The organism is Pseudoalteromonas luteoviolacea S2607 (assembly GCF_001625575.1).
GTDB lineage: Bacteria > Pseudomonadota > Gammaproteobacteria > Enterobacterales > Alteromonadaceae > Pseudoalteromonas > Pseudoalteromonas luteoviolacea_E.
In genome coordinates this window covers 63933-76065 of sequence record NZ_AUXV01000034.1, presented here as the reverse complement: position 1 = coordinate 76065, position 12133 = coordinate 63933, and the positions used below count along the sequence as shown (strand labels likewise).

Genomic DNA, 12133 nt, shown 5'->3' with positions numbered 1-12133 from the left:
GTAGAGAAGTTGGCAAATTAACTTAACAACTCTAAGGAAACAAAAAATGAACGGGCTTTATCAACAGCAACTGAGGGTCGTATGCCTGTGTTGTATGAGTTTGCTTTTGACTTCGTGTTTTAAAAACAGCGTGGCAAAAGATAACACCATCACGGCAGAGCAGATAGAGAAGTTTAAGGTCACTGTGGCTGATTACTGCGACAAAATGGTGTTTTTTGGCAGTATATATGTGACCTCGGGTGAGAGCGTGGTGTATGAGGCCAACTGTGGACCACAAAACATTCAATATAATGTGCCGAATACTACGGACTCCAAATACCGTATTGGTTCTAATACCAAAGAGTTTGCAGCTGCAATTTTACTCCGTATGCTCGCCGGTAAGGATCTGAAAACAGAGACTGTTGGAGATTATTTACCTTGGTACCCCAAAAATCAGTGTGCGGATGTCTCGTTACATAATTTGTTGAGCATGTCTTCTGGAATTGATAACTACAGTGACAACCCAGATGTTTATTTAGACTGGGGGTGGCGACCTTATTTATACGATGATACGCTGGATTTAAATGGCCCTGAAGGGTTTGGCAACCGTTTCTGTACGTGCACCGAACAAGACAATAAACCAAGCTTTACACCAGGTTCTAAGTTCACTTATAGCAACTGTAATTACTACCTTATTGGTAATATCATCGAGCAAATCGCGGCCGGCAAACAAGGTCAGATAGATCCTAGTTTCTACTTTAGAAATATCGTCAAAGAGCAAATTCTTGATCCGCTTAGTATGACAGACAGTGGTGCATTTAATGCCATTGGTATTTATGAAAACATGACCACAGGCTATGTGTTTGATGAAAACCAGTATCTCCCACTGACAACGGGCCGCCCCCCTGAAACAGGTGGTCCTGCGCCTTATGAGCATATTTTCAAAAATCCATACAGCAATCCACTCGTGCTCTATTCAGCAGGTGACATGTATTCCACGGTAAAAGACATGCACAAGTGGGATCAAGGATTGTACGGCGACACGATTTTAAATGCTGAGCAAAAAGAAATGGCGTTTGCACCCTATCAGAATACGCAAAGTAGTGATGAATGTGAGTACTTTGGTTACGGCTGGTTTGTGACCTTTATCGACCCTAATCAATACGGCAAGGTGGCAGATTGTCCTGATGATCCGACGAGTACTAATTTAAACAAATATGAGAAATTTCTACAGTATTCAGGTAGCTACCCTTATTCATGGGTAACAAGTTTTTCTCGTTTGTTGGAGCGAGACCAAACCGTAATGGCGTTTAGTAATTATCACAAAACAGGTTATGAGTCTGACTGTATTGCAGAGGAGCTCCGTAACATTATTTTTTATAACGACCGCCACCGTACAGAGCAATGCCAAGAAGTTTTGGATGGTGCAATCAATTAATTAAAGAGCAATTTTAACCGGGCTGCCTGTGGTAGGGCATAACTGAAGTTCAGTGCTTTTGTCGGCCTATGTTTAACACGAATTCCTGCTTTTTCTTTTGAAACTGCAGCGATAAGGGCAAGTTAGTGGCAATTAAAGTTGTATGTAAAATTGCGCTGATTTGGTGGGTTCAACAACTGTTTAAATCTACATCATAGAGGATGAATTATGACAGCGACAAAAACAGCAAAGGACGACAAGGCAACTGAAGCAACTGCGTCAGCATCTGCAAGCGCATCAGCAACAGAACAGTCTAGCACTGCAGTGCAGGCAGAAGACCGAGCTGCCGTGGCGCAAATCATTGTTGATAAGTACTCTAAGTGGTCATTTGGCTCTGGGTTAATACCTATCCCAGCCGTCGATTTAGTGGCTTTAACGGGTATTCAAATGAAGATGATTGGTGAAATTGCCAAGGTATATGGCCAATCATATAGTGACAATAAACTGCGTGGTACGGTCAGTGCTGTGATCGGGGGATCATTCCCGCAAACGCTTGGTGGAGCTGGCTTAAGCAGCTTCTTAAAAGCGGTGCCGGTGATTGGAACTTTAAGTGCGATCGCATTTATGCCTGTGGTTTCTGCTGCGTCTACTCATGCAGTGGGCAGCACCTTTATACGTCATTTCGAAAATGGTGGCACGCTAATCGATCTTAATCTTGCAAGTATTAAGGGAGATATTGCGGACATTGCTGCTAAGTATCGTAAAGATAAAGGTGATACCAGCGCACAGCCGAGTGGAGCCACTGCACCATAGTAGTGGCTAATCCTAGATAAACCAACAGATTATCTGTTGGTTTATCTATGCAATATAAGGATTTTTGAGGAGCATATTATGATTATCGCTTTGTATTTGGTGCTATGTATCTTGTCGGGATATTGGGGGCGAAACACGTTTGCAGGCCCTGTTGGATTTTTTCTTATTGGGTTGTTTTTCACACCAATTGTGAGTTTACTGATTTTATTACTTGCGCAGATGCGCCAGCCTCAACAGGAAAGTGAGGACGATTAAACACCGCCAAAAACAGGCTGCGCTAAACGTGCAAGGTTGCCTAATGCGACGTTGCTCATAACAACAATGATAAGAAAACGACAATGGTATTATACGATCTGATCAGTCGGAATATAAAAATTAAGAAAAGGACTTTCGTAATGCTGGGCTGTATTTCAGGCTTAGCAAATGCGTTGGTACTTGCTTTGATTAACAATGTCTCTGAAAATATTTCGGACATTCATAAAGAAAACCACATTCTTTATTATTTGGTGTTGTTTATTTTGACCATCTCTATTTATGGTTTAACGCAACAGCGCTTAATGACAAAAGCGGCCAAAATGGTTGAAAAAGCCATTGATAGGTTACGCGTACAAATATTTGAATGTGTACGTCATACCGAACTATCAACCCTAGAAAAAATAGGCAAAGAGCGTATTTTCAATACACTCAGTAAAGAGCTGCAAACCATTTCGCAGTCTGCTCAGTTATTTGTCATTATCGGCCAATCTATTAGCTTGGTATTTTTTACCTCTTTGTACATTGCTTGGCACTCGTTTGTGGCATTTTTGGTGATCTCCGTTTTAATTTTAATGGGAGCGAGTATTCACCGTTTAAGGGCGAATGAAATTCAGCGCAATATGCAATTATCCTTTGAAAGCGAAAACAAGCTGATTCAGCGTCTATCTGACTTACTTGATGGCTTTAAAGAGGTCAAACTGAGCGTGCCAAGAGCGGACGACTTAGAGCATGAATTTGTGATGGACTCTGCCCGTGCTAAGCGTGCTAAAACCACAACTCAGACTTTATTTGCGACGGACTTTGTGCTGTCGCAAATCACATTTTTTGCGGCAACGGGGGCGATGGTGTTTATTGTACCAAGCCTCTCTCATGTTTATACCGACGTGGTGATCAAGGTCACCACAGCTTCGCTTTTCTTGATTGGCCCCATTACCAGTATTGTTGGCGGGATCCCTATTTACACAACAGCCACTGAAGCGGCGCAAAATGTTTTGACATTGGAAGACGATTTACGTCGAGCGTCGACGTCGCAACATAACCTAGAGCATGACCATGTGTCACATGTACATGGTTTTGACGAACTGCGATTCGAAGGCGCGTATTATCAACATGCACACAAAGGGGGCGATCGACCCTTCTTTGTTGGTCCTGTGGATCTCAGTATTAAACGTGGACAGGTGACCTTTATCACAGGCGGCAATGGCAGCGGAAAAACGACATTTATTCGTATGCTGACGGGCCTGTATGAATTGCAAGCAGGGCAAATTGTGCTGGATGGGCAGCCTATTACTGAGAGCTTACGAGATGGCTACCGCAGTTTATTCACTGCTGTTTTCTCTGACTTTCATTTATTTAAACAACTCTATGGGATCCATCACAACAGCCAAGAAGAGATAGATGACTGGCTTGCATTTTTAGAAATGAATACCAAAGTAAGCGTTAAGGATGGTGAGTTTAGCAGTATTGACCTTTCAACTGGACAGCGCAAACGCTTGGCACTATTGAGCACCATATTAGAAAATAGACCAATTTACATTTTCGATGAATGGGCGGCCGACCAAGACCCTATTTTTAGACGTAAATTCTATGAACAAGTGCTACCTAAGTTAAAAGAGCGCGGTAACACCGTGATTGCCATCACTCACGATGACGCCTACTTTCACCTTGCAGACGTGCACTTAAAAATGGTCGAAGGACAGTTAATGGAACACCATGAAGTTGAGAGTAAAGGAGTAACATCATGAACGTCATACTCCCTTCAGATATTACACTGACGATAATTATTAGTGCCTTATTGGCGATTATTCTATCTAATTTATTGATGCGCTTGCTCAAGCGCTACCAACCTAAGTTGAGACGGCGGATACTATCCTGGCGTTTTCGCGCGGGTCTTACACTATTGATTAGTATTTTTATCGTAATTGCGCTCATTCCCGTCATATTTATTAAGGTGGACTCGGGCGAAGTTGGGGTGCTGTGGAAGCGTTTTGCGGGTGGTACCTATTTACAGGAGCCATTGCAAGAAGGGACGGTACTTGTTTTCCCTTGGGACACCTTAACGATTTATTCTAGTCGCTATCAAACAGCGCATACCAATGTGTATGCCATTACCAAAGAAGGTTTGCGTATAACGCTGGATATTACTGTACGTTACCGCCCAGAAGTAGAATTTATTCCATACCTCCATAAATTGGTTGGTCCTAATTATGTGGATGAAATAATTCTACCCGAAGTAAGCTCTGGGGTGCGTATGATCGTGTCTCAATATGATGCCGAACAGGTTTATGGCAACCAACGTAAAGAGGTGCAAGAAGAGCTGCTAGGGCAGGTGCTCAATGAGCTAGAACTCAAGGAAAAGTCCATGTTACGCCAAGAAGCTAAAACCATGTCGGGCCATCATTTGGTAAACCTAGACGACGTATTGATAAAGCGTGTTGATTTACCAGATAAAGTACACAGCGCGATCATTTCCAAAGTGAACCAAAACTACATTTTGGAAGAGTACAAAATGCGTGTCGAAGTTGCGAAAAAAGAAGCCATGCGCAAAGAAGAAGAGGCTAAAGGGATCGCATTATTTCAAGAGATGGTCAGTGATGGCATTTCTGAAGCCTACCTAAAATGGCGAGGTATTGAAGCAACCATAGAGCTTGCTAAGTCAAACAATGCGAAAGTTGTGGTAATTGGTAGCGGCAAAGATGGTCTGCCGCTCATACTCAATACTGAAAGTAGCCTCACGCACGAAAATGCCCGCTTTAAAGAGACCCACAAACCAGGAGAGCTTAAGTCTGAAGTAGATGAAAAAGATGAGTACCTCAATAGCGTGGACAAGTTTGGCCATAAGATAAAACCAGATTTACGCCAGCCAGATAAAACACTCTCGGACAGATCAGAGCAAACAGGTGAGCCAATGGAGTATTTAAAGTAATTAACGCACTTGATGATTTAAGTGTCCACAAATAAAGCCGCATAAGGAACTGACGCGTTTGCCAATTGGTCAGTATCCTTGTATGGCTTTATCCAATCTTTTGCGTAAGATGAAAGAGGTAGAATTAATAAAATAGAAACTAAAAAGGCATCGTAAAGGGGGGTCTATGAAAGTTCTATTCTCGCTAACCACATCGCTATTGCAAAAATTATCTGTGGCGTCAAAACAAGTTAACGCACCAACTTTAACTCAAGCGAATACGCTGAATTGGGCAACTTTGCATAAAGTTCGCGGCGGTTCAGGTACGCACAAAGGGAAAAAGCCTGCTGACGGACTTCCGAACTATAGCGGGTGCATCGAGCCTTAAGTACGGTATTCACATGTGACAGTAAAATAGAGAGTACTAGGGTCAATTCGTATCATTTTGATTGTATTGGCCCTGTTTATATTGACTGGCTGCAATAGTTCAAAGCGTTTAGACACTGCAAATCTTGTTATTTGACACTAAGTGGCTCAGATAAAGGGATTGTAAAGTATGAGAATCATTGAGAAAAATGGTGGCCCCACCTGGACTCGAACCAGGGACCTACCGATTATGAGTCGGGTGCTCTAACCAACTGAGCTATAGGGCCATTTTTTTCGATTGTGTTAAAACAATCTTTTGAAGCGCTGGCAGTATATGAACTTTTTAAACACTTGTCACTAGCTAAAGCCGAAAAATCTAGCTTATCTTGTTCAATTGATTAATAAAAAGGCAAACGGATAAGTTCCGAATAAAGAAAAAGCCGGGGTGACCGGCTTTTTTAGCTACTGTGTCTTAAAGACCGAGCTTCTTCTCTAGATAGTGGATGTTTGTGCCACCATTTTGGAAGTTTTCATCCGCTAGGATCTTTTGATGTAACGGCGTATTTGTCTTAATACCGTCAATCACAAGCTCATTTAGCGCGTTGCGTGCACGAGCAATCGCAACATCACGGTTTTCACCGTAAGTGATCAGTTTACCAATCATTGAATCGTAGTGCGGTGGCACCGTGTAGTCAGCGTAAATGTGGCTGTCCCAACGAATACCTAGACCACCTGCTGGGTGGAAACGCGTGATTTTACCCGGAGACGGAATGAATGACTCAGGATCTTCAGCGTTAATACGGCACTCAATCGCGTGGCCTTTGATTACAACGTCATCTTGTGTGATTGACAGAGGCTGACCCGCGGCAATCTTTAATTGCTCTTTGATTAGATCTACACCAGTTACCATTTCTGTTACTGGGTGCTCAACCTGAATACGCGTGTTCATTTCGATGAAGTAGAATTCGCCATTTTCGTATAGGAATTCGAATGTACCTGCACCACGATAACCGATTTCGATACATGCGCGTGTACAACGGTCACCGATGAACTTACGCATTTCTGCTGTAATGCCTGGTGCTGGTGCTTCTTCCACTACTTTTTGGTGGCGGCGCTGCATTGAACAATCACGCTCACCTAAGTGAATCGCATTACCTTGACCATCAGCAAGTACTTGTACTTCGATGTGGCGTGGGTTTTCAAGGAATTTCTCCATGTATACCATGCCATTACCAAAGAACTGCTGTGCTTCTGTTTGGGTAAGAGCGATTGAATCCAGTAGCTCATCTTCAGAGCGAACAACACGCATACCACGACCACCGCCGCCGCCTGCTGCCTTGATGATAACTGGGTAACCGATACGCTTTGCGATCTGTACGTTGCGCTCGTTATCTTCAGTCAGTGGACCATCAGAACCAGGTACACAAGGTACGCCGGCTTTACGCATCGCTTCGATTGCAGAAACTTTGTCACCCATCAGGCGGATAGTATCGCCTTTAGGACCGATAAAGATAAAACCGCTTTGCTCAACTTGATCTGCAAAGTCAGCGTTTTCTGATAGGAAACCGTATCCTGGGTGGATAGCAACCGCGTCAGTTACTTCTGCCGCAGCGATAATGCGAGGAATATCAAGGTAACTTTCAGCAGCTGCTGGTTTACCGATACAAATTGTTTCGTCTGCAAGTAGAACGTGTTTAAGGTCACGGTCAGCTGTTGAGTGCACAGCAACCGTTTTAATCCCAAGCTCCTTGCAGGCACGCAATACGCGAAGTGCAATCTCACCTCGGTTTGCAATGACTACTTTATCTAACATAGTGTTTGCCTTCTTGGGGATTATTCGATGATGAATAGAGGTTGATCAAACTCAACTGGCTCGCCGTTTTCAACTAGGATAGCTTTAACAGTACCTGCCTTGTCAGACTCGATCTGGTTCATCATCTTCATCGCTTCAACGATACAAAGTGTGTCGCCAACATTTACTTTAGCGCCTACTTCAACGTATGCCGCTGCAGTTGGAGAAGATGCAGAGTAGAAAGTACCAACCATTGGAGACTTAACTTGGTGACCTGCTGGCGTTGCCGCTTCAGCTGCAGGCGCTTCAGCAGCCGGTGCCGCAGGCGCTGCAGCAGGTGCCGCCATTGGCGCAGGTACAGCAAATTGTTGAGGTTGAGCTACAACAGGCGCGCTGCTGTGACGATTGATACGTACTGACTCTTCACCTTCGGTGATTTCTAGCTCTGCAATACCTGATTCTTCTACTAGTTCGATTAGCTTTTTAATCTTGCGAATATCCATAACTTGGCCCGCCTGTTAGTTAATTTGAGTTATTTTGGTTGCGCAACTGGTCAATAGCTGCCAGCAGTGCGGCTTGATAGCCAGTTGCACCTAATCCACATATTACGCCTTTCGCCACATCCGAAAAGTATGATGTGTGACGAAATGGCTCGCGTGCGTGCACATTAGAAATATGCACCTCGTAAAATGGAACGCTGATACTGAGCAACGCATCGCGCATTGCGATACTCGTGTGCGTGAAAGCAGCTGGGTTAATAATAATGCAGTCCACTTTGTCATAATGATCGTGGATAGTATTAATCAGCTCAGCTTCACTGTTGCTTTGAAAATGAGTCAGCGTCACATCATGTTGTTCTGCGCACTTTACCAGTGACTGCATTATCTCAGCTAAGGTTTGTGTGCCATATTTATCTGGCTCGCGTCGCCCTAACATATTCAAATTGGGGCCATTTAGTACTAAAACCTTAAAATTTGCTGACATAATGCGTGAAATTCCTTTAAATGGGAAATAAACCGACTTTTCGTCTTTTGCTTTGCCTAACTTAAGCGCTTGCGCGATAAATAGCAAATATTTCTCACGTTCGTGAACTATTATAGAGTGTTCGAGGTAAATAGCAGCAAAATACTGGTCTAATCAGACATAAAGTGTCGCCTACTTGATGGTTAAACTCAAGTAGGCGTGAGGAGGGGAGAGGAATTTACTGGTAATCGCGCACTTTACGTAAGTGTTCGGCAAAGTCTTCGGCGTTCATAAAGCCAGTTACGCGAAGTTCAGGGATTTCATTACCTTGTTTGTCGAAGAACAACATACTTGGTAAACCAAAGACCGTGAAATGGTCCATGATCTCAAATGTTGTATCGTTACTTTCTGTCAGATCCAGCTTTAATAACTCAAAATGTTGAAACTCTTTTTGTACTTCAGTTTCTGGGAAAGTATATTTCTCAAATTCTTTACACGCGACACACCAGTCCGCATAAAGATCGACAACGGCAATCTGACCCTGCTGGTTGGCTTTTGCAACCTCAGTATTGAGACCATCTAGTCCTTCTATCAGTCTAAACTTCTTCTCTTCAAGTTGTGTGTTGACCACCGTCGTTTGAGAAATAGGCTGTTTGAATAGGACTGACTGAGCCATTAAAAAGGCAGTGACAAACAGCGTCATGGACATTGCCCACAAAATTGTTTTGCCTTTGCCTTGTTGTTGGCCACTCTGCCAGTAGTGCAAATATAACGCAGTGGCAATGGCAAGCACCGACGCCAGAATCACAATGATGTCGAAGTCTAAAATACGCTCAAGTAAAATAAGGGGGACAAAGAGCATCAAGAAACCGAATAAGGTTTTAACTTGCTCCATCCAACCGCCTGCTTTGGGGAGTAATTTGCCGCCAGACGTACCGAGTAATAGCAGCGGTAGACCCATACCTAAACTTAATGCATATAAAGTTAAACCACCAACAAGGTAGTCGCCACTTTGTGCTACATAAAGTAGTGCGGCAGACAGTGGCGCAGTTGTACACGGGCTGGCAATAAGGCCTGAAAGCACGCCCATCATAAATACACCGGTATAATTTCCACCTTTTTGTTGATTGCTGATCTCTGTGAGTTTGCTCATCATGCCACTCGGTAAACGCAGCTCGAACCAGCCAAACATAGCAAAGGCCAAAATAATGAATAAGATACTGAAACTAATTAGTACAGCAGGGTGTTGAATATAGCCTTGGATATGGCCACCAAAATAGGCAACCACCAAACCTAGAGCTGCGTATGTGACCGCCATGCCTTGCACATAGACAAAAGAAAGAGAGAAGGCCTTTTTGGTCGATAAGTTCTTTTGGCCGGCAATCAAACTAGACAAAATAGGGAACATTGGGAACACACATGGTGTGAATGCCAACAACACGCCCACTAAGAAGAATGCACCTAAGTTTGCAGCAAAGCTCTGTTGCGCTAAACGTTCATTAAACGATAATTCGCCGTCATTTTGCGCCGTCGGCGTTGAAATTTGTTTTTTCTGCGGCGGTGTATCTGAAGTTGGTGTTGATGCGGTTGCATCATCACTTGGGCCGCCAAATGCTGTTAATGGAATTTCAATGATCTCAGGAGGGTAACACAACCCAGCTTCAGCACAGCCCTGGAAACGGACCTTTACCATGGCGTCATGACCGACATTTGACAACTTAGAAACCACTGAAAGTTCGTCAAAATACACTTCTGTGCGGCCAAAAAACTCATCTTCGATCATTTTGCCTTTTGCAAGTTCAGGTACTTTTATCTCTGCCCCTTTGCCTACAAACTCGAGTTTATGCTTATAAATGTAGTAACCTGGCGCAATGTCCCAACCAGTAAACAGTACATTGCCCTGTTGGTCAAAGTCGAACTGAAAGGCTTGATCGACGGGTAAAAATGTTTGTTGCTTTGGTGCCAATAAGCTATCAAGCACATTATTATTGGCCTGAGCCTGAAAACTGCCTATAAAGAGCAGCATAAAAAAAGAAAAAATAAGCGTCGTCAGTCGCATTAATTCAGTACCTCTTCCATCCAGTTAAAGTATTGTTGTGCACCATCGGTTATTTCTATGACCTGTACTTCAGGCACATCGTAACTATGCTCTGTTTGGATCACTTCAATGACTTCATTAACCAGTGCGGATTTCGTTTTGATCAGTAATTTAAATTCGTCACTTTGTGTGACTTCTCCTTGCCACATGTAGATTGACTCTAATTGGGGCAAAATGTTCACACAAGCTGCTAATTTATTTAACACTAAATGCGCAGCGATGTGCTTTGCATTATCTTTGCTATCACAAGTCGTCATGACCAATCTGTATGGAGTACTCATCGTATATTGCCGACTATTTCGTTGTGCCCATATAGTATCGGAAGACAACTTGGATCCCAAGGTGTGCTCGTTGAGTTGCATTTATATACTCTGAACTTTCCTACTTGGTTTTGCTCTAAACAACAAAGTGTTGTCCAGACGAACACCCCACAGAAAGCCAAAGTGTTATTGGATGCTGACTATAAGCTTGAAATTAGACCTGAGAAGCCATACATCTATTTCAGTTTATTTGGAGAATCTATGTTTAAAGTTCTTTTTCTACTCTTTATTGTTGTACCAATTGTTGAAATAGCATTGCTGATCCAGGTCAGTGATGTCATTGGTGGATTTGCGACGATTGCACTGGTTATTGCTACGGCAATCCTAGGCGCTAAGTTAGTCAAGCAACAAGGGCTTGGCGCCTATTCCAATGTGCAAAGACAAATGGCATCGGGCCAATTACCCGGCCAAGATTTATTTACCGGGTTATGTGTGATCATCGCGGGCGTGTTTTTAATGACGCCGGGTATCATGACAGACGCGTTGGGCTTTATGTTACTGACCCCAGTGATCAGACAAAAAATTGCTAAAACCTTAATTGAGCAAGCCAGTGTGAAAATGCAAAGTTCGGCCCAAGGCAACATGTTTGGCCAAGGCTTTGGCCAACAGCAACCACATCAAGATACGCAAGCGCCGTTTCAAGAGCAAAAGTTTGATCCTTTTGAACGCAAAGCCCCGCAATCTGAATCTCAGTCAAACACGACGATTGAAGGTGAATATCAGAGAAAAGATTAAAATTTTTTAATTTTTCTCTTGGGTTTTAAATATCCACCCCCATCTAGAATTGCAAGTTACAAATTAATCCAGAGAGTCGCGTTGAGCGCCGCACCGTCGGGCCGCGACTCACTCTGAGTAAACAGATTACTCTGTCCTTGTTCAGAAAAGTTAGGAGAACTAAATCAATGAACATTCGTCCTTTACATGATCGCGTTATTGTTAAGCGTCTAGAAGAAGAAACTAAATCTGCTGGCGGTATCGTATTGACTGGCTCAGCAGCTGAAAAATCAACTCGTGGTGAAGTTGTTGCTGTAGGTAACGGCCGCGTGTTGGACAGTGGTGAAGTAAGAGCGCTAGAAGTAAAAGCAGGCGACACAGTACTTTTCGGCTCATACGTTGAGAAGACTGAGAAGATCGAAGGTCAAGAGTACCTGATCATGCGTGAAGACAATATTCTAGGTATTGTTGAGTAAGCACTCGCTTGTAATAAAACAAAGTAGCTTTTAAC

13 protein-coding genes and 1 tRNA gene are annotated in these 12133 nt (G+C 43.3%); 8 read left to right on the top strand and 6 right to left on the bottom strand.

What is annotated here, in order from left to right; all coding sequences use genetic code 11:
- Window positions 1-46: 46 nt before the first annotated feature.
- From N480_RS15450 to N480_RS15430, 6 genes are all read left to right on the top strand, one after another.
- Window positions 47-1417: a serine hydrolase domain-containing protein gene (locus N480_RS15450; RefSeq protein ID WP_063373373.1), complete on the top strand. Its 1371-nt coding sequence runs from the start codon at window positions 47-49 to the stop codon at window positions 1415-1417.
- A 207-nt stretch (window positions 1418-1624) separates the two neighbouring features.
- The gene (locus tag N480_RS15445; RefSeq protein WP_063373372.1) at window positions 1625-2209 is read left to right on the top strand and encodes a YcjF family protein; all 585 of its coding nucleotides are present in this window, start codon (window positions 1625-1627) and stop codon (window positions 2207-2209) included.
- 78 nt (window positions 2210-2287) lie between these two features.
- Window positions 2288-2464, top strand: a complete 177-nt coding sequence (locus tag N480_RS25630; protein ID WP_169809459.1) for a hypothetical protein — start codon at window positions 2288-2290, stop codon at window positions 2462-2464.
- 140 nt (window positions 2465-2604) lie between these two features.
- A complete protein-coding gene (locus tag N480_RS15440; protein WP_231102267.1) occupies window positions 2605-4209 on the top strand; it encodes a cyclic peptide export ABC transporter in 1605 nt (534 codons plus the stop codon).
- The gene (locus N480_RS15435) at window positions 4206-5390 is read left to right on the top strand and encodes a prohibitin family protein (protein ID WP_063373370.1); all 1185 of its coding nucleotides are present in this window, start codon (window positions 4206-4208) and stop codon (window positions 5388-5390) included. Before N480_RS15440 ends, N480_RS15435 begins: the two co-directional genes overlap by 4 nt.
- Window positions 5391-5556: 166 nt before the next feature.
- Complete coding sequence (locus N480_RS15430) at window positions 5557-5757, top strand: hypothetical protein (protein WP_063373369.1); 201 nt, start codon at window positions 5557-5559, stop codon at window positions 5755-5757.
- Between the two features lie 188 nt (window positions 5758-5945).
- Here N480_RS15430 and N480_RS15425 read toward each other — a convergent pair.
- From N480_RS15425 to cutA, 6 genes are all read right to left on the bottom strand, one after another.
- Window positions 5946-6022 (bottom strand) — tRNA-Ile (locus tag N480_RS15425).
- Window positions 6023-6207: 185 nt separating this feature from the next.
- Window positions 6208-7548, bottom strand: a complete 1341-nt coding sequence (gene accC / locus N480_RS15420; protein ID WP_063373368.1) for an acetyl-CoA carboxylase biotin carboxylase subunit — start codon at window positions 7546-7548, stop codon at window positions 6208-6210.
- Between the two features lie 20 nt (window positions 7549-7568).
- Window positions 7569-8030, bottom strand: coding sequence for an acetyl-CoA carboxylase biotin carboxyl carrier protein (gene accB, locus N480_RS15415; protein WP_063373367.1), 462 nt, complete (start codon window positions 8028-8030; stop codon window positions 7569-7571).
- A gap of 19 nt (window positions 8031-8049) precedes the next feature.
- Window positions 8050-8511, bottom strand: coding sequence for a type II 3-dehydroquinate dehydratase (aroQ, locus tag N480_RS15410; protein ID WP_063373501.1), 462 nt, complete (start codon window positions 8509-8511; stop codon window positions 8050-8052).
- Window positions 8512-8728: 217 nt separating this feature from the next.
- Window positions 8729-10549 carry a protein-disulfide reductase DsbD gene (locus N480_RS15405; RefSeq protein WP_063373366.1) on the bottom strand — a complete coding sequence of 607 codons (1821 nt, stop codon included), beginning with the start codon at window positions 10547-10549 and terminating at the stop codon, window positions 8729-8731.
- On the bottom strand, window positions 10549-10869 hold the full coding sequence (cutA, locus tag N480_RS15400; protein ID WP_063373365.1) for a divalent-cation tolerance protein CutA: 321 nt from the start codon (window positions 10867-10869) through the stop codon (window positions 10549-10551). The genes N480_RS15405 and cutA overlap by 1 nt, the downstream gene beginning before the upstream one ends.
- A 240-nt stretch (window positions 10870-11109) precedes the next feature.
- Between cutA and N480_RS15395 the strand changes: the two genes are divergently transcribed.
- Together N480_RS15395 and N480_RS15390 are read left to right on the top strand one after the other, a co-directional pair.
- The gene (locus N480_RS15395) at window positions 11110-11643 is read left to right on the top strand and encodes an FxsA family protein (RefSeq protein ID WP_063373500.1); all 534 of its coding nucleotides are present in this window, start codon (window positions 11110-11112) and stop codon (window positions 11641-11643) included.
- A gap of 167 nt (window positions 11644-11810) precedes the next feature.
- Entirely contained in the window at window positions 11811-12098 is a 288-nt protein-coding gene (locus N480_RS15390) for a co-chaperone GroES (RefSeq protein ID WP_063356330.1), read from the top strand.
- Window positions 12099-12133 lie beyond the last annotated feature (35 nt).